We start from the raw sequence: 22,383 nt of genomic DNA on the forward strand, positions 1-22,383 counted from the left end.
TAACTATGAAAAGCTCCTTCGGGAGCTTTTTTTATGGATTTACTTTCCGTTAAATGTATTCATCGTGGTGGCCAATCCGGCGAGTACAAAAGAAGTGATCGCCTCCCGGCAAAGCGCCAATCGTTCGGGTAATGCCTCTTTTTCTGTTTCATCCCATTCGCCCAAAACATAATTTACCTGTTGTCCTTTCTTAAATTGATCGCTGATCCCAAATCGAAAACGAGGGTATTCGGTGGTCGAAAGAACGGCTTGAATGTTTTTTAGACCATTATGACCACCATCACTTCCTTTGGCTTTAATGCGAACGGTACCAAATGGCAAATTCAAATCATCGGTAATAATCAATACATTTTCAGCAGGAATATTTTCTTTATCCATCCAATACTTTACCGCTTTACCGCTTAAATTCATATAGGTATTGGGTTTCAACAAAAACACGGTTTTTCCTTTTATTTTGCACTCGGCAAGGTCTCCTAATTTTGCCGTTTGAAAAGACTCGTTTTCTTGTTTTGCAAAAAAATCTACCACTTTAAATCCAATATTGTGTCGGGTATTCACGTATTCAGCGCCAATATTACCTAAGCCTACTATTAGATATTTCTTCATAGGTGATGTATTTTCAGAATTTGATGTTTTACGAAAAAGGGAAAGTAACCGAACCATGAGTGCAAAAATACTTTAAATGGTATGGGTCTTCAAAAAAAAAGCATCGGAAATGTCCGATGCTTTGGGTGTTCAGTATAGAAAAGATTATTTTTTCTTTCCTTTGGCTGCTGCTTTTTCGGCTTTGGCTGCTTCTTGCGCTGCTTTCATCGCCGCACGTGAAATCTTCACTTGGCATACAACTGTATTGTCAGGGTGCATTAATTTATAATTGTCGCTTCCTAATTTAGTTACATACAATTTGTTCCCCATTTGTAATTCAGAAATGTCTGCATATACATAATCAGGAAGATTTTTAGGTAATGCTTTTACTTTTAAACGACGTAAGTTTAAGTTCAAAACACCTCCTAATAATACCCCTGGAGATGTACCTGTGATTTTTACAGGAACCTCCATGATGATTTCTTTTTCATCATTTAATTGATAAAAATCAATGTGCAAGATAGCATCAGTAACAGGGTGGAATTGAATATCCTGTAGGATAGCGTTATACACTTTTCCTCCTAAATCAATCGCAACAGTGTGCGCATCTGGAGTGTAAACTAAACTTTTGAAAGCTTTGCTTTCTGCTTGAAAGTGTACTGGTTGTTCTCCTCCGTAGATTACGCAAGGAACCATTCCAGCATCACGTACGGCCTTCGTTGCCTTTTTGCCTACGCTTTCTCTTTCAGATCCTTTGATTGAAATTGACTTCATTATTTAAATTTATTAATTATTTACATTAAAAATTTTCCGCTAATGGAGTTGTTGTGTTGTACCATCTGCATTACTTCGGCAAACAGTGGTGCACAACTGACCACTTTGATTTTTGGCGATTCCTTTTTCAGCGGAATGGAATCGGTAACGATGAGCTCGCTAAGCTGTGATTTTTCTATTTTTTCATACGCCTCACCCGATAAAATAGCGTGCGTACAAATGGCTCGAACACTGAGTGCACCGCGTTCTATCATCAAGTCGGCCGCTTTTGCTAAGGTGCCTCCTGTATCAATCATGTCGTCTACAAGGATCACATTACGCCCTTTTACTTCACCAATCAATTCCATCGTTTCAATGACATTAGCCGCTTTTCGTTGTTTGTAACAAACCACTACGTCGGAGGTCAAGAATTTGGAATAGGCATACGCTCGTTTTGAACCTCCCATGTCAGGCGAAGCGATGGTGAGATTTTCTAGATTCAAACTTTTCACGTAGGGCAAGAAAATCGTTGAGGCAAACAAGTGATCCACTGGTTTTTCAAAAAATCCTTGAATTTGATCGGCATGCAAATCCATCGTCATAATCCGCGTCGCTCCAGCAGTTTCCAACAACTTGGCAATCAATTTGGCGCCAATTGGAACGCGAGGTTTGTCTTTACGATCTTGACGGGCATACCCAAAATAAGGAATTACTGGGGTGATATGTCGGGCTGAAGCGCGCTTGGCAGCATCAATCATCAATAGCAATTCCATTAAATTATCGGCCGACGGAAAAGTCGAGCAAACAATGAAAACCCGTAATCCACGAATGGATTCTTCAAAGGACGGCTGAAATTCACCATCACTAAATTTTGAGAACGTTACTTTACCTAGCGGCACCCCATAATGTTTGGCGATTTGCTCGGCAAGGTGGACACTTTGGGAACACGCAAATATCTTTGCTTCCGGTTCTTGATGTGACATTTTAATCGGTTGTTTAGTAGTGAGTTAGTGTGTGTTGTGTTTATTGAGGTGCAAATTTAGAAATAAAATCTGACTGAAGGCCTATATTTTTCAGTATTTTTTTCTTGTTTATTTCATTTTTTGTGTACATTTGCACCCACAAAAAACACTAAATCCATGCCCGGATGGCGGAATTGGTAGACGCGCACGACTCAAACTCGTGTTCTTAGGAGTGTGGGTTCGATTCCCACTCCGGGTACAAGACCTCTCACTTCGAGAGGTTTTTTTATTCTATATGCCATGAAATATTACGTTTATGTTTTGCATTCTTCTGTTCGGCAGTAGCTTCATAGGGGATTACCCTTCAATTCAAATCAGCGTTTTGCGACGGAGTCATTGGAGTTTTTGACTTTTGGTTTTTGTCAAAAAAGGGATTGAAATTAATGCGTCAAGATAATGGAGACTACGGTTTTATTTCTACAACACTTAGTACCGGATAATGGTCAGATAGCCATTGATGATTCGGTTTTTCAGCACGAATTTCGCTGGAATGAATGATAAATGCTTGACGGGTAACCCAAATGTAATCAATACAATTGTTTACGGGGGTGTCTGTATGAAAGCCATTGAACGTCCCTGAAGTGCTCTTGGGATTCAGGGCGGCATAGGTATTAACCCATTCTTTTTCCAGTAATTTCAAACGGGGATGTTCAGGAGTGGTATTAAAATCGCCCATAAGGATTACGGGTTCATTCTTGGGATTTCGAACGGTAATTTGTGCTAAGATAAGTACTAAGCTTTCTGTTCGTGCTTGTTCTCCAACGTGATCCTAATGGGTATTAAATACCCAACATTTTTTTCCAGTCAGGCGATCTTCAAGACGCACAAAGCTGCAAACCCGATTGCAAGCGGCATCCCAACCGCGTGAAACTTTTTCTGGTGTATTTGACAACCAAAATGTTCCACTGTCCTTAATCATAAAGCGACGGGTTTTTATAAAGAGCCCACTAGCTTCTCCTGTTTGATTTTCCTCCCGGCCTAACCCCACTTTTTGATAATCGGGCATGCCTTTTTGCAACGCTATCATTTGATGGGGGAGCGCTTCTTGTATGCCCAACACATCGGGATGTATGGTGTTGATTTGATGCAAAAGTGGAATTTTTCGATTGTCCCATCGGTTGACACCATCAGAGGCTACATCGAGTCGGATGTTGTAGGTCATCACCGAAAATTTCTCGGATTGTCCCCATCCCTTGGCAAGCATAAGTAACGCAAGAATGCCTAAATAGAAGTTACTTTTTTTCCACATCCTACTCTTTTTACACACTTTTAATGACATAGGTTACTATACCCCAAATAATCAGTTCATTTTCTTCTGTGATTAAAATGGGAGGATAGTGGGGATTTTCAGGCATTAAATACACGGCATTTTTTTCTTTTCGAATACGTTTCACCGTAAATTCCCCATCAATACAGCACACCGCAATTTTATTATGAACGGGTTCCAAACTACGGTCGATGACCATGATATCCCCATCGTCTATGCCGGCGCCAATCATTGAATTTCCAGAAGCTTTTGCGTAAAAGGTTGCTTCGCGGTTGCGCACCAATACGTTGTCCAAACTGATTTTTGCTTCATCAAAGTCGGCCGCTGGTGAAGGAAACCCCGCTTTGATCCCGCCTGAAAAATAGGGGAGTCCTTCTTTCGGACTTAAATCGGGGATAAAAAAAGTGAGTTTAGCGTTTTCTAATGACATTGTACCGTAATGATATCGTTAATATTGGTGGTGAATTTGGGCGATAAATGGTTTTGCTTCATCTTCCACGTTCGATTCAAATCGTGCATTCCCAAGCGGATTTTTCGCTCACCCGTTTTTTTGAAATAGGCATCCATTACTCTCATCAGCGCTTCGTGTTTTGGATTTTCATCTTGAAACAAATTGAACTGCTTTTGGTTTTGTGGGGTAATTGATGAGACAATCACGCCTGTTTTTTTGTATTCTTCACCTTCGCGAAACAGCTGTGCAATCATACGGGTAGCGGTTTGACTGAGCGTAATACTCGAATGGGTAGGAAACGGTAGGGTTTCTTGTGCATAAAAATTATACCGTCCGTTATCGGGATTATGAAATTTATCTTTGCGCAAATACACAGTAACTACTTGGCAGTCGGATTGTTGTTTTCGTAATTTTTCACCACAAATCGACGCAAAAGTTGATACCCGCTCTTTCAATTCGTCGAGGCTACTGATGCGGCCTTCAAAACTCCGCGTTACGGCGATGTGTTTTTTATCTTTTGGTTCTTCGAGTTCTAGCACCGACTGACCCAACAATTCCAAACGCAAACGGTTTCCAACCACACCCATTTCTTTTTGGATGTACGACTCATGTTGTGGCAGTGTGAAATCGTAAGCCGTATGAATCTGGTGTGCTTTCATTTTTTTTGTCAATCGAAAACCGATGCCCCAAACGTCCTCTATGGCCGTCCATTTTAACGCTTTGATTCGTTTTTCTTCGCTGTCAATTACATAGGAGCCTTGGGTGCGCTCGGGGAATTTTTTGGCAATTTTATTAGCAATTTTAGCCAATGCTTTAGAGGGTGCAAAGCCAACAGAAATGGGAATACTCAACCATTTCAAGACGCGCTTTCGCATTTGAATTCCATAATCCTGCCAGTTGATAGTGTGCATGCCGTCAAAATTAAGGAAGGCTTCGTCGATACTGTAGACTTCAACATGAGGTGTAAACCCTTCTAAAATTTTCATTACACGACTACTCATGTCCCCATACAGTGCATAGTTGGATGAAAAGACATGTATGCCGTGTTTTTTGATCAGTGGTCGGCATTCAAATTCGGGCGCGCCCATGGGAATCCCCAAATCTTTTGCTTCATAACTTCGCGCGATGACACAACCGTCATTATTGGACAGTACCACGATCGGTTTCCCCACCAATTGCGGTTGGAACACCCGTTCACAGGAGGCATAAAAATTATTGCAATCGACTAACGCATACATGATATAAAAGTAGCGAATCGGATGAAAATGACGGGAAAGAACAAGCGTTAAAATTCGCTATTGTTCATAAAAAAAGGCTATTCGATGGAACAGCCTTTGTAGGATAAAGATCGTCTGATTATTTCAATAAATCCATCATGCAACTCGGGTAAATTCCCATGCCAATATTGAGTGCAATAGCCACAATAGCAACCAAGGTATATACCCAAGATATGGATGTTGCTTCGTCATCGGCTTCTTTATTGTACATGGCTAAAATTAGTTTAAAATAGTAGCCAATACTAATGATTGAATTCACTACTCCTACAATAACGGCAATTAAATAACCCGCTTCAATAGTTTGGGTGAACAGGGAGAATTTAGCAAAAAAGCCCGCAAAAATTGGAATACCCGCCATAGACAATAAGGCCATGGTGAGAATTGCAGCGAGGATTGGGTGGCGTTTTCCCAACCCATTGAAATCAGCAACGTTCTGCGTCTCTTTATTTTTGGTAACGGCAGTTATAACAGCAAAGGCAGCAATACCTGCCAAAGCATACGCTGCAGTATAATAGAAAAGGGTTCCAGCGGCGGTGGTAAGACTTAACAAGGCCAAAAGCATAAATCCGGCATGTGAAATACCTGAAAAAGCCATCATTCGTTTTACATTCTCTTGACGTAAAGCCAAAAGGTTCCCTACAAACATGGTTAAAATAGCAACAGCAAGGAGTGCAATTTCAAAAGAGTAAGGCATTTCTTTGTTCAAGCCCGTAACCAATTTGTACAACGTAGCCACGGCCACAACTTTAGCCAAAGTGCTCATGGTAGCGGTCACCAAAGTGGGAGACCCCTCATACACATCAGGTGCCCAAAAATGGAAAGGTGCTGCAGCAATTTTGAACAACATTCCAATAAGCATCATGGTAATTCCAAAATAGAACCAAATAGGAAGTCCGGCCCCTTGTGACAATTCATAGATTTCGGCCACATCAAAGTAACCCGTAGCTCCGTAAACCAAACAAATTCCGAAAAGAATAAATCCAGAAGCGAAAGAACCCAACAAGAAGTATTTCATACCCGCTTCATTGCTTAGTAGACTTAGACGCTCACTACCTGCAAGAATATACAACGCGATAGAAAGAATTTCAATACCGATGAAAAACATCGATAAATTTCCAAACGAAACCATGGCGATGGCTCCAGCCAACAAAAAGATTTTTATGGCAATAAAATCGGAGAATTTGGATGGTTTGTCTTTGTAATAATCCCCACTCATCAGAATGAGAAAAACGGTCAAAACGATAAATAAGCTAGAAAAGGCCACCGAAAAATTAGACACCACAATCATGTTATAGTACCATGAAGCGGGATGGTTAAATTCGGAAATCGTTAGTCCAAGGATCGCTAACAAAGCAACCACGGAAACCGGTACAATGGCTTTTCTCAGATTGATAATTTCAGCTAAAAGACAGAAGATGCCTAAACCTGATACAGCGATTAGTGTATTCATTCGTATGACAGAATTAAGAACGGTTGATTAATGTAAAGATTTCTTGTAGCGATGGATTAACCAAGTCCAATAAAGGTTTAGGATACAATCCAAAGAACAATAAGAAGGCAATGAGCACTACCATTACAAAGGTTTCACCGAGAGTTACTTCGGCAAAAAGTTTAGCATTAGCTTCACCCAACATTACATTTTGAAACATCTTCAACATGTAATAAGCTCCCAAAATGATTGTAGTTCCACCAAGAACCGCATACCACACATTGATTTGCGATAAACTATACAGCACGGTAAATTCCCCTACAAAGTTATACGTGCCGGGCAAGGCTACAGAGGCCAAAACCAAAATCATAAACAAGGAAGTGAATTTTGGGGTTTGAACGCGAATTCCGCCCATAGCCTCAATACTTCGTGTTTCCAAACGGCGGTAAATGATTTCAGCGGCGTAAAACAACCCGACAATCACAAAACCGTGTGCAATCATTTGCGATACGGCACCACTTAAACCATCGAAAGTGAGGCTATAACAGCCCGCGGCAATTAACCCTACGTGGGCTAACGAGGAGTAAGCCAATAATCGTTTGATATCTTTTTGACGTAAAGCGGCGATAGATCCATAAATGACTCCCGCGATGCTAAGTCCCAATAGGATGGGCATATACGTTTTTGCTGCCAAAGGGGCAATGGGGAGTTGCCAGCGGATTACACTGTACAATCCCATTTTTAACATAATTCCCGAGAGCAACATAGTACCAACTGTTGGCGCTTTTTGATACACATCAGCCTGCCAAGTGTGGAAAGGAACTACTGGAATTTTAATCGCATAGGCTAAAAAGAAGGCTAAGAAAATCCAAGTTTGCTCCTCAGTACTGAGTTGTAAAGCATACAAATCAGTAAGCATGAAACTTCCTGCTTTGTGGTATAAGTAGGCAAATGCAACCAACATGAACAAAGAGCCTCCTAAAGTATAAATGAAAAATTTAAGTACGGCTTTTTTGCGTGTTTCAATAGCATCATTCCCCCACAACAACGCGATAAAATAGATGGGGATTAAGGCTAATTCCCAGAAAATGTAATAAAGAAGTCCGTCGGCGGCCAAAAATGTACCCGCCATCGCAAACGCCATGAAGAGAATTAACGCATAGATGCTTTTGGCATTTTTAAATGCATTAGCAAAGGAACTAAGAATGATTAGCGGTGTTAATACGGTGGTGAGTAAAACCATCGCCAATGCTAAGCCATCAACCTTTAAGGCAAAATATGCTTTGGGTAAAGAAATCCAAGGTAAAGAAACATTAAGTGTACTGAAATCACTTACGGTTGCCAAAAGAAAAAGGGTAATTCCCATGGCTGCGGTACTAAAAAGTAAAGCCACTTTGGAAGCCAGTTTATCGCCAGCCAAATAGGTACATAAAGCACCGATAAGTAATAAAAGTAATAGAGTAGTTACGTCCATCAGGATAATTTTTTAAGCTAAAAACAAATAGATGAAAAGGACACTGAATCCAATTACAAAAGCAAATAGATACAATCCAATACTTCCGTTTTGAACACGCGCGCCTAGGTTTCCTAAACCGTTGGCCAACGATCCCAAACTGAAAACCAATTGGGATAAAACAGGTTCAAGTGTATCTCGGAAAAAGCGTGCTAAACCATTAATGGGTTTTACAATTAAAGCCATATAGCCTTCATCTACATAATATTTATGGTAAATTGTTTTGGCCAGTCCGGTCATTTCATCATCTTCTTTCGGAACGGCACCGCCCTTTAAGAACTTCGCATACGCCATACCAATACCAATCAATCCACCAGCCACCGCTACAGCCATTAAAATATATTCAGTAGTTCCTAAATGATGTTCCGCATGACTTTCACTAAATAAAGGCGCTAGGTAATGATTAAGCCAACTGCCTCCAAAAGGCAAGCTAATTAACCCACCAACCAACGACAATATGGCTAATACGATTAAGGGTAACGTCATTAAACTAGGACTCTCGTGCAAATGATGTTTTTGTTCCTCTGTGCCACGGAAGTCGCGATAAAATGTGAGATACATCAAACGGAACATGTAGAAAGCCGTCATGATGGACGCCAAAGATGCAATGATCCATAGAGGGATATTCGCGTGGAAAGCGGTCAGAAGAATCTCATCTTTTGAGAAAAATCCTGAAAAAGGTGGAATTCCTGAAATCGCCAACGTGGCAATCATCATCGTGGCAAAAGTGATGGGCATGATTTTACGTAACCCACCCATGCGGCGCATATCTTGTTCGTGATGCATGGCGTGAATTACCGACCCCGAACCTAAGAACAAACACGCTTTGAAGAAGGCATGTGTGATTACATGGAAAACGGCCACGTTATATGCTCCAAGTCCTAAAGCTAAAAACATAAGTCCCAATTGTGAAACTGTTGAATACGCCAATACTTTTTTGATGTCATTTTGGAAAAGACCAATGGAAGCAGCCACCAAAGCTGTCACAGCACCGACAATCGCAATAATGTTTTGAACAAGTGGGGTTAGGTCAAATAAGAAATTCAAACGCGTAATCATAAAAATACCCGCCGTAACCATTGTTGCTGCGTGAATCAATGCCGATACAGGTGTTGGTCCAGCCATCGCATCGGGCAACCAAGTATATAAAGGCAATTGAGCAGATTTACCCATGGCTCCAATGAATAAACACAAGGCTGCCACCGTTAATTTGGCCGTATCTACATTTCCAGCAGTGAGGGCAGTTTTCAACTGCGCGTAATCCAAGGTAGAAAACATAGAGCCTAAAATGAAAATTCCGATCAAGAATCCTAAATCCCCAATACGGTTCATGATGAATGCTTTTTTGGCAGCATCATTATAATCTTGGTTTTTGTACCAGAAGCCAATGAGTAAGTAAGAACACAATCCAACGCCTTCCCATCCGATAAACATGATTAGAATATTGCTTCCGACCACCAACGTAATCATGAAAAACACGAACAGGTTGAGGTACGAAAAGAATTTATGCATGTTTTCATCTTCATGCATATAACTGATGGAATATAGATGAATTAATGACCCAATACCCGTAACAAAAAGTAACCAAAGTAATGACAGTTGGTCCAAAAGAATGCCGATATCCAATTTGAAATTGCTTACCGCAATCCAATCAAATAAGGTGACCGAAATGGGTTTCCCCGTTTGGTTAACCTGTAAAAAGAAATAGACACTGATAGCAAAAGATATGGCCACTGCCACAGTTCCTAAAGTGCCTGCGAATCCTTTTCCCGCTTTTTTCCCAAAGAACACATTCCCTAAAAACCCGATAAAAGGGGCAAGTAAAACTATTAAAACTAAATTCTTCTCCATTGCACCTTACCCTTTTAAATTTTTCAAATTAGCAATATCAATCGAACCGATATTTCGGAAAATAGCTACTAGAATAGCTAATCCAACAGCCACTTCAGCTGCTGCTACGGCCATAGAGAAAAATACGAACACCTGACCTTCGGCATCTTGATGATACGTAGAGAAAGCGACAAACAATAAGTTTACCGCATTCAACATGATTTCGATGGACATGAAAACAATAATTGCATTTCTTCGGTACAATACTCCGAAAACCCCAATACAAAACAGGATAACGGAGAGAAACAAGTAATTTTCAATGCCGATATGATTTAAAATATTCTCCATAGTTTATCGTGTCGATTTTTCTTTTTTAGACAAAAGTACCACACCCAACATCGCTGTGAGGAGTAAGATGGATACAAACTCAAAAGGAACCATATATTCATTCAACAAAACTTTCCCCAACACTTTGATGGATTGAAAATCTTGTCCAGTAACGTCGTATTCACCCATAATGGGTTTGGTGTCGACAAAAACATAGGTCAATACCCCACACAATAGAATAAAAATGATTACAGCGGCATAACGGGTCATGCGCGGTTTATGTACTTCATCTTCTTTGTTGAGGTTCATCAACATAATGGTAAAAAGGAACAAAACCATAATAGCACCCGCATACACTATAAGTTGTACTAGTGCTAAGAATTGGGCATTAAACAATAAATAATGTCCCATAATCGAAACCATACACAGTACTAAGTAAATAGCACTGTGAATCGGGTTTTTACTGTAAATGGTTAAAAAGGCAGTGGCAAGCGTAAATGCCGACAGAATGTAGAAAATTAGTAATACTGTTGACATAATTAGTTTAGGTTTTTGGTGTTAGCCATGGCTACTTCAAGTGGCATTACTAATTTATCTTTTCCGTAAATAAAATCTTCACGATCGTATTGTGCAGGCACTAATTCTTTTGAAATGGTCATATAGATAGCATCTTTCGGACAAGCCTCTTCACACAAACCACAGAAAATGCAACGCAACATGTTGATTTCATAGATTTCAGCATATTTTTCTTCACGGTACAAATGCTCTTCACCGGGTTTCCGCTCTGCCGCTTTCATAGTAATGGCTTCGGCAGGACAAGTAAGCGCACACAATCCACAAGCGGTACAGTTTTCACGTCCTTGTTCATCGCGTTTCAAGGTATGCTTTCCGCGGTAAACGGGACTAAATTCACGGACTTGTTCAGGGTAGTGAATGGTTGCTTTTCTTCGGAAAAAGTGTTTAATGGTAATCAACAACCCTTTAATGATTGCGACCAAGTAAAGACGCTCCCAAAACGTCATTTCCTTGTGGGAAACTTGTTTTTTCTTGCCTGAGAGCGAAATGTTCTGAATTGATGTTGCCATAGAACAGGTTCTTATTTAAAAGCCAGAATACAAATTCCGGTGATCATGATATTAATAATTGAAAGGGGAATTAAAATTTTCCAACCCAAATTCATCAACTGGTCATAACGGAAGCGTGGAATTGTCCAACGCACCCACATGTAAAAGAAGATGAAGGCACAGATTTTTACAAATAAAACGGCAATTCCGATGAGGGTTGCGATGTTGGTTCCCCAATGAATCCCCGCCCAGTCCATACCGGGATAGTTATACCCACCAAAATATAATACTGCCAAAATAGTAGAAGAGATAAACATATTAGCATATTCGGCAAACAGATAGAATCCCATTTTCATGGATGAATATTCGGTATGGTACCCCCCGATCAATTCACTTTCGCATTCGGCTAAGTCAAATGGAGTTCGGTTGGTTTCAGCAAAAGCACAAATTAAAAAGATTAAAAATCCAACGGGTTGATAAAATACATTCCAATCCATACCGTGTTGTTGCTCAGTAATGGATCGCAAACTAAGTGATCCACTCATCATTAACAATGCGATAATAGAAAGACCCATAGCTACTTCATACGACACCATTTGTGAAGCCGCACGAACAGCACCCATTAAGGAGAATTTGTTGTTGGAAGCCCAACCACCAATCATGATGCCATATACGCCCACAGAGATGACACCAAAAATATACAACAGTGAAACGTCAATGTCGGTAGCTTGTAGGATTACCGTGCGTCCAAAAATTTCTAATTTATCGCCCCATGGAATCACCGCACTGGTAATTAACGCTGTGGCCATAGCGACACCAGGACCTACAAAAAACAAGAACTTGTTGGGGGTGTTGGGTTCAAATTCTTCTTTAGCAAACAATTTTAACCCATCGGCCAAAGGTTGTAATAAACCTCCCCATCCCGCACGGTTGGGACCCACGCGATCTTGAAGAAATGCGGCTACTTTTCGTTCAGCCCAAGTAGAATACATGGCCATGAGCATGGTGACCGCAAAAATGACTACGATAAAAATACTTTTCTCAATAATTAATGCACTATCCATGTTATTGTTTTACTTCGGTTCCGTCAATTTTTTTATTGTAATCAATGGCAGCCATACTGATTTTCTTACGATCCTCTTCACGTCCCATTAAAATACCGCGTTCGGTGTTTATAATGACTTTTTCAAGTTTTCGACTGTAGTTGTTAACGTTTATCACCGAGTCTTTTTCAAACTTACGCGGTCCTTCAATAGTCCAATCTGACACCTCTTTTTTGTCATAACGACAGGTATTGCAAATGAAATCTTCGACTTCATGGTATTCGTCTTTACGTGCTGTAACCCGTTGAATTTCATTTCCAAACATCCAAACGGTTACTTTACCGCAACAGCCCGGTGTAGTACATTCACGGTGTGCGTTGAACGGTTTGTTGAACCAAACACGTGATTTGAATCGGAACGTTTTATCGGTTAACGCTCCAACAGGACAAACGTCAATCATGTTGCCTGAAAATTCATTTTCAATTGCCGCCGAAACCATGGTAGAAATTTGCGCATGATCTCCACGATTCAATACACCATGTACGCGATAATCGGTCAATTGTTCAGCGACTTGAACACAGCGTTGGCAAAGAATGCAGCGGTTCATGTGCAACTGAATTTTATCCCCGATGTTTTCGGGTTCAAACGTACGTTTTTCTTCAATGAATCGGGTATTGGCATGGCCGTGTTCAAAACTCAAATTTTGCAAATCACATTCTCCTGCTTGGTCACATACGGGACAGTCCAAAGGGTGATTGATCAATAAAAATTCTGTTACAGCTTTTCGTGCTTCCGTCACGCGGTCAGACGATTTGCTTTTTACTTCCATACCGTCCATACACCCTGTAACACAAGAGGCTACTAGTTTTGGCATGGGTGTAGGATTCGCGTCGCTTCCTTTGGTTACTTCAACCAAACAACAGCGGCATTTTCCTCCAGAACCTTTGAGTTTGGAGTAGTAACACATCGCTGGAGGAACTACATCTCCTCCAATCATTCGTGCTGCTTGTAAGATGGTGGTTCCAGCTTCAACCTCGATTTCGTGTCCGTCAATTGTTACTTTCATCTTCTTGTAGGTTATCTAGTGCGCAAGCAAACGACTTAACGCAGTTATTGATTTAAACAGTTTGTGGAGCCACCAAGTGACGAACTTTTTCAAAAGGCTCGTGTGTGAAATGGTCTCGATTTTTAATTTTTTCAGGGAAACGAACATGGTATTCAAATTCCTCTCTAAAGTGACGAATAGCAGCAGCTACAGGCCATGATGCGGCATCGCCCAAAGGACAAATTGTATTTCCTTCAATTTTAGATTGAATGCTCCACAACAATTCGATATCTTCTTCACGACCTTCCCCGTTTTCGATGCGCCATAAAACTTTTTCCAACCAACCTGTACCTTCACGGCAAGGCGTACATTGGCCGCAGCTTTCATGATGGTAAAAACGGGCAAAATTCCAAGTGTTTCGCACGATACAGGCTCGGTCATCGTAAACAATAAATCCGCCTGAACCCAACATAGAACCGGTTGCAAAACCACCGTCTGACAAACTTTCATACGTCATCAAGCGGTCGTCTCCGTTGGCTGTTTTATAAATGAGATGTGCAGGTAAAATAGGCACCGAACTTCCGCCGGGCACTAGGGCTTTCAATGGACGGTCGGTTTCCATTCCGCCACAATATTCGTCTGAATTAATAAATTCTTCTACCGAAATTCCCAATTCAATTTCGTAAACTCCAGGTTTTTTAATATTCCCTGAAGCAGAAATTAATTTCGTTCCTGTTGAACGTCCAATTCCAATGGCAGCATAATCGGCTCCCGAATTATTGATAATCCATGGCACCGCAGCAATAGATTCTACATTATTCACTACGGTTGGATTAGCCCACAATCCACTGATAGCCGGGAAAGGCGGTTTCAAACGTGGGTTTCCTCGTTTTCCTTCTAACGATTCAATCAAAGCCGTTTCTTCACCGCAAATGTAGGCACCGGCACCACAATGTACGTATAAGTCCAAATCAAAACCAGAGCCTTGAATGTTTTTACCCAACCAACCCGCCGCGTAAGCTTCTTGAATCGCGCGCTCGAGTATTTTATAGACCCACATATACTCTCCGCGAATATAGATGTAAGAAAGGTTGGCTTCTAATGCGATACTTGAGGTAATCATTCCTTCAATCAATAAATGCGGAATGTATTCCATCAAGTAACGGTCTTTAAAGGTTCCCGGTTCCGATTCGTCTGCATTGCATACGAGGTGTCTCGGTTTACCTGATTTTTTGTCGATAAAACTCCATTTCATTCCCACGGGAAATCCGGCTCCACCGCGGCCGCGCAATCCTGAAGCTTTTACTTCTTCAATGATGGCTTCGGGAGTCATTTTTAACGCTTTTTCGACGGAAGCATAACCGCCTTCACGACGATATACTTCATACGATTTAATTCCAGGGACATTAATCTTGTCCAGTAATATCTTTCTTCCCATGATGCTATTTGTCGTAAAAAGTTATATTACCCGCTTTACAATCGTCAATGAGCTGATCAATTTTTTCTTTGGTCAAATGTTCATGGTAGTAATCGCCCAATTGCAACATCGGGGCATACCCACAAGCGCCTAAACATTCTACCCCACGTACTTCAAAAAGTCCATCTGTTGTCGGTTGCGCAATTCCCACATTGAGTTTTTGACAGGTATACTCCATCAAATCTTCTACGCCGCGTTGACAGCAGGGCGAAGTTTGACAAAATTCCAACATATATTTCCCAACGGGTCTCTGGTTAAACATGGTGTAAAACGTCACCACTTCATAGACCTCAATAGGTTTTAATTCTAAAATTTCGGCTACTTTGTTTTGGAGTTCAATGCTCAACCAGTTGTCGTGAGCGTCTTGGACTTCATGCAAAACGGGAAGCAATGCTGACTTCTTTTTGTCGGCAGGATAATGGCTCACCAACTCGTTAATACGGGCCATCAAAGCATCCGTAATATTTATTTCTTGGGTGTAATGGTGTTTTTCCATAAGATTAAGCGTCTAATTCGCCTGCAATTACATTTAAACTGGATAAGATCACAATAGCATCCGAAAGCATGGCTCCTTTAATCATTTCAGGGTACGCTTGATAATAAATGTAACAAGGTCTTCTAAACTTCAAACGATAAGGAGTTCGACTACCGTCGGCAATCAAATAAAAACCTAATTCACCATTACCTCCTTCAACCGCATGGTAGATTTCTTCTACAGGAACAGGGACTTCTCCCATTACAATTTTGAAGTGGTAAATTAAGCTTTCCATGTTATTGTACACCTCTTCTTTGGGTGGAAGATAGTAGTCAGGCACATCTGCATGATGAGGTCCTTCAGGGAGTTTGGCAAGGGCTTGACGAATGATGGACAAACTCTCCCAAACTTCGGCATTACGAACGCAAAAACGGTCGTAGGTATCTCCCGATTGCCCGACAGGAATATCAAAATCGAAATCGTCATACGAAGAATACGGTGCCGCTTTACGTACATCGTAGTCAATTCCCGCCGCGCGGAGGTTAGGACCTGTAAATCCATATTCCATAGCCCGTTCAGCGGTAATCGGACCCACATTTACTGTGCGATCGATGAAGATTCGGTTGCGTTCGAATAAGTTTTCAAATTCTTTCCATGCTACGGGAAACTCCTCTAAAAACACATTGAGTTTACGGAACGCTTCTTCCGACCAATCGCGTTCAAAACCGCCAATACGGCCCATATTTGTCGTTAATCGTGCGCCACAAATTTCTTCGTAGATTTCATAAATTTTTTCACGGAATTGAAACACATAGAGGAATCCAGTGTAAGCTCCTGTATCTACACCTAGAATAGAATTACAAATAATATGGTCGGCAATACGTGCCAATTCCATCACAATAACACGTAGGTATTGTGCGCGTTTAGGCACTTCAATTTTCAAAAGTTTTTCGACCGCCATCCACCACGCCATGTTGTTGATGGGGGAGGAACAGTAATTCATCCGGTCGGTTAACACATTAATTTGATAAAACGCACGATTTTCGGCAATTTTTTCAAACGCACGATGGATATAACCAACCGTAGGTTCGGCATCCAAAATGCGTTCCCCATCCATTAAAAGAATGTTCTGGAAAATACCATGCGTAGCGGGGTGTGTAGGCCCTAAGTTGAGAATTGAAAGTTCGCTACCGTCTTCATTGCGACGACTTTCAATAATCTTGGCATATCGATGTTCCGGAGGTAAGAGTAAATCGGACATGTATGAGTATGAATTACATTAACAATTAGCGGGAGTTCTCCCAAAGAATCGGTCGTCTTTATCGGTGCGCCCACTGTCTTCCATTGGGAATTCTTTACGCATCGGAAACGACACCATTTCATCCATATTTAAGATGCGTTTCAATTGCGGGTGGCCTTGGAATTGTATCCCATAAAAGTCATACGCCTCCCGTTCCATCCAATTGGCACATAAAAATAAATCGGTAATCGTAGCCACTTCTGGGTCTTGATTCAGGTAGGTTCGTACACGAATACGCGTGTTTTCGACCCAATTGTGAAGTTGATAAACCACGGCGAATTGATGGTCGTCGTCGTTATCGGGGTAATGTACTCCTGCTAAATCAGTAAGAAAATGGAAGTTCAACTCTTCGTCTTCTTTTAAAAAACGAATTACGTCATGTATTATAGAAGCATCTGCTTCAAACGAAAAAATGTCACGCTGCATTTCAAAGCAACGCACTTGTGTGCCAAATTGATTGGTGACTTTTTCCTGAATGTGAACGGTTTCTAAAGCCATAATTACAGGTTGTAGGAAGCTAATAATTCTTTGTATTCTGGAGAATTTCTTCGACGAACCGATTCGTTTTTCACAAGGTCTTGCAATTGCATTACGCCTTGTACGATTTGTTCGGGACGTGGAGGACACCCAGGCACATATACGTCTACTGGGATTACTTTATCAATACCTTGCAATACAGAATACGTGTCAAAAACACCCCCTGATGAGGCACAAGCTCCAACAGCAATAACCCAGCGAGGTTCACTCATTTGTTCGTATACTTGACGTAAAATTGGCGCCATTTTCTTGGAAATCGTACCCATCACCAACAACATATCTGCTTGTCGGGGAGAGAAACTCACACGCTCCGATCCGAAACGGGCCAAATCGTAGTGCGATGCCATAGTAGCCATAAATTCAATACCACAACAAGAAGTAGCAAAAGGTAATGGCCAAAGGGAATTAGCTCGTGCTAAACCGACTACATCGCTTAATTTGGTGGCGAAAAATCCTTCGCCTGTCACTCCTTCTGGCGGAGCTACCATTTTAGGTGTATTATTTTCCATAGCAAAGAAGTTTTATTCCCATTCCAAGGCTTTCTTTTTAATGATGTAAAAGAAACCAACAAGAAGAAGGGACATGAAAATAATCATTTTTATCATCCCATCGTAGCCCAATTCTTTGAAGTTCACCGCCCAAGGATAAAGAAAAATCACTTCAACGTCAAACAATACAAATAGGATGGCTACCAAGAAATATTTTACAGAAAACGGGATTCGGGCATTACCAATCGATTCAATACCACATTCAAAGTTTTTATCCTTGTTTTGTGAATGTCTTTTGGGTCCTAAAAAGTTGGAACCAATAATCGTCAATGCTACAAAAGATACAGCGATGCCAACTTGTATTAAAATCGGTAAAAAGTCAGTTTGTGTAGACTGCATACGACTCGTTTTTTAACATTTTTAAAATAGCCACAAATATACGTCTCAATATTGAAAACGCAAAGATGTTAAGACCCCTTTATGAATTATTCAAGCGAAAATGTTTATTTAAATTTATTCTAAATAATAGAGCTCCTTAGTCAAAAAAAAACACTCCGTTTCGGGAGTGTTTTCATTCGGTAATCTGAAATCTATATGTTTAGTTTTCAATAATTACTACGTCAATGGCTAGTTTTCCTTTGCGACCGTCTTCCTCTACGTAAGACACATGGTCACCTTCTTTTAAGCCTTCTGATTTTAAACCGGTAGCATGAACAAAAATGTCCTTCCCAGTTTCGTCATTTACGATGAATCCAAATCCCTTAGACTCATTGAAAAATTTCACTTTTCCTGTTTGCATTGTAATGGGTAATAAATTAATTCGGCTAAAGGTAAACTTAAAATTTGATACCGCAAATTTTTAATGTTAAAATAATAAAAACTTTACAAAAAAATATTTTTACTATTGAAAAGTATCTTTATAAAAGGCTTTTAATTATGCAAAAATGGCAAAAAAATACCGCAAGTGTTGCCAAATAAACACACTTGCGATAGGTTGAATGGGAATCTCTTAAAAATTAGGCTAGTCGAATATGAAGTTCGCTCAATTGCGCATGATCAATCGGTGAAGGGGCATCAATCATCACATCTCTTCCTGAATTATTTTTCGGAAACGCTATAAAGTCGCGAATCGTTTCTTGCCCCCCTAAAATGGCCACCAATCGGTCCAAACCAAAGGCTAAACCTCCATGCGGTGGGGCGCCAAATTGGAAGGCATTCATCAAGAAGCCAAATTGTGCCTCCGCTTGTTCTTGCGTAAATCCTAACAACGAGAACATTTCGGCTTGTAAGGCTTTGTCGTGAATTCGAATTGATCCACCGCCAATTTCATTTCCATTTAATACCATGTCGTAAGCATTCGCACGCACTTTTCCAGGGTCGGTTTGTAAAAGCGCTTTGTCCTCGGGTTTGGGCGAAGTAAAGGGATGGTGCATCGCATGATAACGACCACTTTCTTCATCCCATTCCAACAACGGGAAATCAACTACCCACAACGGCGCAAATTCATCGGGTTTGCGTAGCCCCAATCGTGTGGCCATTTCCATGCGCAAAGCCGATAACTGCGAACGCGTTTTATGCGCTGCACCCGACAATACCAAAATCAAATCACCGGGTTGGGCATGGGTCGCTTCTGCCCATTTTTTCAAATCGGTTTGATCGTAGAATTTATCCACGGACGATTTTAGGGTGCCGTCGGTTTCGTATTTGACATAGACCATTCCTTGTGCTCCAATTTGGGGTCGTTTTACCCAATCAATCAGCGCGTCAATTTCTTTTCGGGAATAGCTTGCGCAACCGGGAACGGCGATTCCTACCACCAGTTCGGCGGCATTGAAAACTCCAAAATCTTTATGTTGCGCTACCGCATTAAGTTCGCCAAATTTCATATCAAAACGAATATCAGGCTTATCATTTCCATACGTTTTCATAGCATATTCATAGGTCATGCGCGGAAATTCAGCTACCTCTATTCCTTTTAAGGTTTTTAGCAAATGACGGGTCAATCCTTCAAAAACATTCAAAATATCTTCTTGTTCCACAAAGGCCATTTCACAGTCAATCTGTGTAAACTCGGGCTGTCGGTCGGCGCGTAAGTCCTCATCGCGAAAGCATTTTACAATTTGAAAATACTTATCCATACCGCCCACCATCAACAATTGCTTGAACGTTTGTGGTGATTGCGGTAAAGCATAAAACTGCCCTTCGTTCATGCGGCTGGGAACTACAAAATCACGGGCGCCCTCGGGGGTGGATTTAATTAAATAAGGGGTTTCAATTTCACAAAAATCCAAATTAGATAGGTAGTTTCGAACTTCCATGGCAACCTTATGGCGAAACAGCAATGCATTTTTTACCGGATTTCGACGAATATCTAAATAGCGGTATTTCATGCGTAAATCTTCCCCTCCATCGGTTTCATCTTCAATGGTAAAGGGGGGGAGTTGCGCTTCATTTAAAATAGTGAGTTCTGAAACTAAGATTTCAATATCTCCAGTAGGCATGTTTGGATTTTTGGATTCCCGTTCAATTACGGTTCCTCTCACTTGAATTACATATTCGCGGCCCAATGACTTGGCCTGTTGAAATACATGTTCTAAAGTGCGTTGCTCATCAAAAATTAGTTGTGTAACTCCGTAGCGATCGCGTAAATCAGCCCAAATCAAAAATCCTTTATCGCGGGTTTTTTGTACCCATCCTGCCAATGTAACTTCTTGTCCCACGTGCGCTGCATTCAAGGCGCCACAAGTATGTGTTCTATACATGTTTCCTGCTATTTGATTGAAATCGTTGTTTTGCATTCAAAATTTGGTGGCAAAAGTAACGAAAAGCCACGACAACTGCATCGGAAATTACAACTTTAGCGTGATGGGGTAGCCACAACGGGAACCAATGTTAAAATCGACACGCTCTCATTTTTTTCGTTACCTTTGGTTGATGTAAAAGACGATAATTATTTTTTGTATGAAAAAAATGCTAGGCTTCATTGCCGTTTTATTTAGTACGATGGTTTGGGCGCAAGACCAAGTAGCGTTGAAAATTGAAATTGCCAACCGTATCGGCGATGTGGTGTACATCAAGAACAATATGGGTAAAGATGTACAGCAAATTAATGTCAATGACAAAGGATTCTTTGAAGCGCGTTTTGGCGTAGCTGAGGGGATGTACTTTTTGTTTGATGGTGCCGAATACGCTCGCTTGTTTTTGAAAAACGGGTTTGATTTAACCGCTCAATTGGATGCAAAAGCGTTTGATGCTACTTTAAAATTTAGCGGGAAAGGTGCTCCTGAAAACAATTTTTTGGCCGACAAGACCCGTCAAGATGCTACCGTGGAAGCTGAATTCATGAAATTGGAGACCGATGAAGCCGTCAATCAATTTTGTGAGCAACAAAAAAATGCCGTTTATCAAAAATTGGAAGCGGGCACGTTTGATCCCAAATTTGTGTCCAATGTTAAGTTAATGGCGGTGCAAGAGTTGATGCAAATGAAGATGTATTTTAAAGAGTCAAAAGCCAAGACCAAAATGAATGGAACGAAAGCGCCAAACTTTGAATACGTTGATGTGACAGGTAAAAAGGTGAAGTTGGAGGATTTCAAAGGCCAATATGTTTATATCGACATTTGGGCGACATGGTGCGGACCGTGTCGTGCGGAAATACCGGCCTTGAAGCAAACCGAAGCCAAGTATCATGGTAAGAAAATTGCTTTTGTGAGTATATCCGTTGATGTGGATAAGGATTTTGAAAAATGGAAAAAGTTTGTAGCCGACAAGCAATTGGGTGGCACACAATTGTTTGCTGATAAAAACTGGGAATCCGATTTTATGAAGTATTTTGGCGTTACGTCAATTCCGCGATTTTTACTCATCGACCCCCAAGGAAATGTGGTCAATGCCGACGCTAATCGCCCTTCTGACCCAAAATTAACCGCTATTTTGGATAAATTGCCCTTATAGCTTTTTTACCCATAAACTTCTGAAACGCCCGTAAATACTAGTACGGGCGTTTTTTTTGCTCATGAGCCAATGTTAAATTTTTCCCTAATGTTACCAAATTGTTAAGCGAATGTTTGGTTTGTGTAAAATAGTTCGATACATTTGTGTATCAATAATTTGAAAAACCTACTAGAAAATGAAAAAGTATATCGTAATGGCAGCTGTGTTAATCGGTGGATTAGCTACTGCGCAGCAAAAGCAACCGGTTTTGGAGGAAGTGAATGGTATGGTAAAAGCTACCTATTACTATGAAGATGGAAAAGTACAACAAGAAGGGTTCTTCAAAGATGGTAAATTAGAAGGAAAATGGATTTCTTACGACCAAACGGGAAATAAAATTGCTATTGCAGAATATACCAATGGTGAAAAAACTGGAAAATGGTTTTTCTGGAATGAGCGCAATCTTTCGGAAGTAGATTATACACAAGGCGCAATTGCTGAAGTGAAAGTCTGGAGTCGTGAGGCCGTAGCCGACAAAAATTAATAAAGGATATTGATTCAAAAAAA

At 40.8% G+C, this 22,383-nt stretch carries 25 protein-coding genes and 1 tRNA gene; 3 read left to right on the top strand and 23 right to left on the bottom strand.

Going from position 1 to position 22,383, the window contains the following annotated elements; all coding sequences use genetic code 11:
* Positions 1-39 precede the first annotated feature (39 nt).
* From pth to O9316_RS06400, 3 genes are all read right to left on the bottom strand, one after another.
* Positions 40-663 (bottom strand): aminoacyl-tRNA hydrolase, encoded by a 624-nt coding sequence (pth, locus tag O9316_RS06390; protein WP_298204245.1) that lies wholly within the window; start codon positions 661-663, stop codon positions 40-42.
* Between the two features lie 87 nt (positions 664-750).
* Positions 751-1,359, bottom strand: coding sequence for a 50S ribosomal protein L25/general stress protein Ctc (locus O9316_RS06395; protein WP_298204246.1), 609 nt, complete (start codon positions 1,357-1,359; stop codon positions 751-753).
* 20 nt (positions 1,360-1,379) lie between these two features.
* On the bottom strand, positions 1,380-2,321 hold the full coding sequence (locus O9316_RS06400; protein WP_073360721.1) for a ribose-phosphate pyrophosphokinase: 942 nt from the start codon (positions 2,319-2,321) through the stop codon (positions 1,380-1,382).
* 158 nt (positions 2,322-2,479) lie between these two features.
* Here O9316_RS06400 and O9316_RS06405 point away from each other — a divergent pair.
* A tRNA-Leu gene (locus O9316_RS06405) sits at positions 2,480-2,559 on the top strand.
* Between the two features lie 204 nt (positions 2,560-2,763).
* Here O9316_RS06405 and O9316_RS06410 read toward each other — a convergent pair.
* From O9316_RS06410 to aspS, 20 genes are all read right to left on the bottom strand, one after another.
* Complete coding sequence (locus tag O9316_RS06410; protein ID WP_366941527.1) at positions 2,764-3,087, bottom strand: endonuclease/exonuclease/phosphatase family protein; 324 nt, start codon at positions 3,085-3,087, stop codon at positions 2,764-2,766.
* 42 nt (positions 3,088-3,129) lie between these two features.
* A complete protein-coding gene (locus O9316_RS06415) occupies positions 3,130-3,609 on the bottom strand; it encodes a hypothetical protein (protein ID WP_298204247.1) in 480 nt (159 codons plus the stop codon).
* A gap of 10 nt (positions 3,610-3,619) precedes the next feature.
* Positions 3,620-4,057: a translesion error-prone DNA polymerase V autoproteolytic subunit gene (gene umuD / locus O9316_RS06420; protein ID WP_297517515.1), complete on the bottom strand. Its 438-nt coding sequence runs from the start codon at positions 4,055-4,057 to the stop codon at positions 3,620-3,622.
* Positions 4,048-5,316 carry a Y-family DNA polymerase gene (locus O9316_RS06425; RefSeq protein WP_298204248.1) on the bottom strand — a complete coding sequence of 423 codons (1,269 nt, stop codon included), beginning with the start codon at positions 5,314-5,316 and terminating at the stop codon, positions 4,048-4,050. The genes umuD and O9316_RS06425 overlap by 10 nt, the downstream gene beginning before the upstream one ends.
* Positions 5,317-5,434: 118 nt before the next feature.
* Positions 5,435-6,805 (bottom strand): NADH-quinone oxidoreductase subunit N, encoded by a 1,371-nt coding sequence (locus O9316_RS06430; RefSeq protein ID WP_298204249.1) that lies wholly within the window; start codon positions 6,803-6,805, stop codon positions 5,435-5,437.
* A gap of 13 nt (positions 6,806-6,818) precedes the next feature.
* Positions 6,819-8,258, bottom strand: a complete 1,440-nt coding sequence (locus O9316_RS06435; RefSeq protein WP_298204250.1) for a NuoM family protein — start codon at positions 8,256-8,258, stop codon at positions 6,819-6,821.
* Positions 8,259-8,270: 12 nt separating this feature from the next.
* A complete protein-coding gene (gene nuoL, locus O9316_RS06440) occupies positions 8,271-10,148 on the bottom strand; it encodes an NADH-quinone oxidoreductase subunit L (protein WP_298204251.1) in 1,878 nt (625 codons plus the stop codon).
* 6 nt (positions 10,149-10,154) lie between these two features.
* Positions 10,155-10,475: an NADH-quinone oxidoreductase subunit NuoK gene (nuoK, locus tag O9316_RS06445; protein ID WP_073360731.1), complete on the bottom strand. Its 321-nt coding sequence runs from the start codon at positions 10,473-10,475 to the stop codon at positions 10,155-10,157.
* A 3-nt stretch (positions 10,476-10,478) separates the two neighbouring features.
* On the bottom strand, positions 10,479-10,991 hold the full coding sequence (locus O9316_RS06450) for an NADH-quinone oxidoreductase subunit J (RefSeq protein WP_073360733.1): 513 nt from the start codon (positions 10,989-10,991) through the stop codon (positions 10,479-10,481).
* Positions 10,992-10,993: 2 nt separating this feature from the next.
* Entirely contained in the window at positions 10,994-11,539 is a 546-nt protein-coding gene (locus O9316_RS06455; RefSeq protein ID WP_073360736.1) for an NADH-quinone oxidoreductase subunit I, read from the bottom strand.
* A gap of 11 nt (positions 11,540-11,550) precedes the next feature.
* On the bottom strand, positions 11,551-12,582 hold the full coding sequence (gene nuoH / locus O9316_RS06460; protein WP_298204252.1) for an NADH-quinone oxidoreductase subunit NuoH: 1,032 nt from the start codon (positions 12,580-12,582) through the stop codon (positions 11,551-11,553).
* 1 nt (position 12,583) lies between these two features.
* Positions 12,584-13,627 (bottom strand): 2Fe-2S iron-sulfur cluster-binding protein, encoded by a 1,044-nt coding sequence (locus tag O9316_RS06465; RefSeq protein ID WP_298204253.1) that lies wholly within the window; start codon positions 13,625-13,627, stop codon positions 12,584-12,586.
* Positions 13,628-13,679: 52 nt separating this feature from the next.
* A complete protein-coding gene (nuoF, locus tag O9316_RS06470; protein WP_297517498.1) occupies positions 13,680-15,044 on the bottom strand; it encodes an NADH-quinone oxidoreductase subunit NuoF in 1,365 nt (454 codons plus the stop codon).
* 4 nt (positions 15,045-15,048) lie between these two features.
* Complete coding sequence (locus tag O9316_RS06475; RefSeq protein WP_298204254.1) at positions 15,049-15,579, bottom strand: NAD(P)H-dependent oxidoreductase subunit E; 531 nt, start codon at positions 15,577-15,579, stop codon at positions 15,049-15,051.
* A 4-nt stretch (positions 15,580-15,583) separates the two neighbouring features.
* Positions 15,584-16,819: an NADH dehydrogenase (quinone) subunit D gene (nuoD, locus tag O9316_RS06480; RefSeq protein ID WP_288041566.1), complete on the bottom strand. Its 1,236-nt coding sequence runs from the start codon at positions 16,817-16,819 to the stop codon at positions 15,584-15,586.
* Positions 16,820-16,837: 18 nt separating this feature from the next.
* A complete protein-coding gene (locus tag O9316_RS06485; protein WP_298204255.1) occupies positions 16,838-17,356 on the bottom strand; it encodes an NADH-quinone oxidoreductase subunit C in 519 nt (172 codons plus the stop codon).
* A 2-nt stretch (positions 17,357-17,358) separates the two neighbouring features.
* Complete coding sequence (locus O9316_RS06490; RefSeq protein ID WP_073360754.1) at positions 17,359-17,904, bottom strand: NADH-quinone oxidoreductase subunit B; 546 nt, start codon at positions 17,902-17,904, stop codon at positions 17,359-17,361.
* Positions 17,905-17,916: 12 nt separating this feature from the next.
* On the bottom strand, positions 17,917-18,282 hold the full coding sequence (gene ndhC, locus O9316_RS06495) for an NADH-quinone oxidoreductase subunit A (RefSeq protein ID WP_287785877.1): 366 nt from the start codon (positions 18,280-18,282) through the stop codon (positions 17,917-17,919).
* 199 nt (positions 18,283-18,481) lie between these two features.
* On the bottom strand, positions 18,482-18,682 hold the full coding sequence (locus O9316_RS06500) for a cold-shock protein (RefSeq protein WP_073361190.1): 201 nt from the start codon (positions 18,680-18,682) through the stop codon (positions 18,482-18,484).
* Between the two features lie 217 nt (positions 18,683-18,899).
* Positions 18,900-20,645 carry an aspartate--tRNA ligase gene (aspS, locus tag O9316_RS06505; RefSeq protein ID WP_298204256.1) on the bottom strand — a complete coding sequence of 582 codons (1,746 nt, stop codon included), beginning with the start codon at positions 20,643-20,645 and terminating at the stop codon, positions 18,900-18,902.
* Positions 20,646-20,844: 199 nt separating this feature from the next.
* On the opposite strand from aspS, the gene O9316_RS06510 reads away from it, so the two are divergent.
* On the top strand, positions 20,845-21,837 hold the full coding sequence (locus O9316_RS06510; RefSeq protein WP_288041345.1) for a TlpA disulfide reductase family protein: 993 nt from the start codon (positions 20,845-20,847) through the stop codon (positions 21,835-21,837).
* Positions 21,838-22,012: 175 nt separating this feature from the next.
* Positions 22,013-22,360, top strand: a complete 348-nt coding sequence (locus O9316_RS06515; RefSeq protein WP_288041346.1) for a membrane-binding protein — start codon at positions 22,013-22,015, stop codon at positions 22,358-22,360.
* Positions 22,361-22,383: the final 23 nt, after the last annotated feature.

This window comes from Flavobacterium sp., assembly GCF_027533505.1.
Taxonomy (GTDB): Bacteria; Bacteroidota; Bacteroidia; order Flavobacteriales; family Flavobacteriaceae; genus Flavobacterium.

What these genes read in the sequence shown, in the direction of transcription:
- nuoD (WP_288041566.1), bottom strand. Translation starts at nt 16,819, where the DNA reads ATGTCCGATTTACTCTTACCTCCGGAACATCGATATGCCAAGATTATT.
- ndhC (WP_287785877.1), bottom strand. Translation starts at nt 18,282, where the DNA reads ATGCAGTCTACACAAACTGACTTTTTACCGATTTTAATACAAGTTGGC.
- nuoL (WP_298204251.1), bottom strand. Translation starts at nt 10,148, where the DNA reads ATGGAGAAGAATTTAGTTTTAATAGTTTTACTTGCCCCTTTTATCGGG.
- O9316_RS06450 (WP_073360733.1), bottom strand. Translation starts at nt 10,991, where the DNA reads ATGTCAACAGTATTACTAATTTTCTACATTCTGTCGGCATTTACGCTT.
- O9316_RS06465 (WP_298204253.1), bottom strand. Translation starts at nt 13,627, where the DNA reads ATGAAAGTAACAATTGACGGACACGAAATCGAGGTTGAAGCTGGAACC.
- O9316_RS06395 (WP_298204246.1), bottom strand. Translation starts at nt 1,359, where the DNA reads ATGAAGTCAATTTCAATCAAAGGATCTGAAAGAGAAAGCGTAGGCAAA.
- O9316_RS06510 (WP_288041345.1), top strand. Translation starts at nt 20,845, where the DNA reads ATGAAAAAAATGCTAGGCTTCATTGCCGTTTTATTTAGTACGATGGTT.
- O9316_RS06475 (WP_298204254.1), bottom strand. Translation starts at nt 15,579, where the DNA reads ATGGAAAAACACCATTACACCCAAGAAATAAATATTACGGATGCTTTG.
- O9316_RS06415 (WP_298204247.1), bottom strand. Translation starts at nt 3,609, where the DNA reads ATGTGGAAAAAAAGTAACTTCTATTTAGGCATTCTTGCGTTACTTATG.
- nuoK (WP_073360731.1), bottom strand. Translation starts at nt 10,475, where the DNA reads ATGGAGAATATTTTAAATCATATCGGCATTGAAAATTACTTGTTTCTC.
- O9316_RS06455 (WP_073360736.1), bottom strand. Translation starts at nt 11,539, where the DNA reads ATGGCAACATCAATTCAGAACATTTCGCTCTCAGGCAAGAAAAAACAA.
- aspS (WP_298204256.1), bottom strand. Translation starts at nt 20,645, where the DNA reads ATGTATAGAACACATACTTGTGGCGCCTTGAATGCAGCGCACGTGGGA.
- O9316_RS06425 (WP_298204248.1), bottom strand. Translation starts at nt 5,316, where the DNA reads ATGTATGCGTTAGTCGATTGCAATAATTTTTATGCCTCCTGTGAACGG.
- nuoH (WP_298204252.1), bottom strand. Translation starts at nt 12,582, where the DNA reads ATGGATAGTGCATTAATTATTGAGAAAAGTATTTTTATCGTAGTCATT.
- O9316_RS06490 (WP_073360754.1), bottom strand. Translation starts at nt 17,904, where the DNA reads ATGGAAAATAATACACCTAAAATGGTAGCTCCGCCAGAAGGAGTGACA.
- O9316_RS06500 (WP_073361190.1), bottom strand. Translation starts at nt 18,682, where the DNA reads ATGCAAACAGGAAAAGTGAAATTTTTCAATGAGTCTAAGGGATTTGGA.
- O9316_RS06515 (WP_288041346.1), top strand. Translation starts at nt 22,013, where the DNA reads ATGAAAAAGTATATCGTAATGGCAGCTGTGTTAATCGGTGGATTAGCT.
- umuD (WP_297517515.1), bottom strand. Translation starts at nt 4,057, where the DNA reads ATGTCATTAGAAAACGCTAAACTCACTTTTTTTATCCCCGATTTAAGT.
- O9316_RS06435 (WP_298204250.1), bottom strand. Translation starts at nt 8,258, where the DNA reads ATGGACGTAACTACTCTATTACTTTTATTACTTATCGGTGCTTTATGT.
- pth (WP_298204245.1), bottom strand. Translation starts at nt 663, where the DNA reads ATGGTTCGGTTACTTTCCCTTTTTCGTAAAACATCAAATTCTGAAAAT.
- O9316_RS06485 (WP_298204255.1), bottom strand. Translation starts at nt 17,356, where the DNA reads ATGGCTTTAGAAACCGTTCACATTCAGGAAAAAGTCACCAATCAATTT.
- nuoF (WP_297517498.1), bottom strand. Translation starts at nt 15,044, where the DNA reads ATGGGAAGAAAGATATTACTGGACAAGATTAATGTCCCTGGAATTAAA.
- O9316_RS06400 (WP_073360721.1), bottom strand. Translation starts at nt 2,321, where the DNA reads ATGTCACATCAAGAACCGGAAGCAAAGATATTTGCGTGTTCCCAAAGT.
- O9316_RS06430 (WP_298204249.1), bottom strand. Translation starts at nt 6,805, where the DNA reads ATGAATACACTAATCGCTGTATCAGGTTTAGGCATCTTCTGTCTTTTA.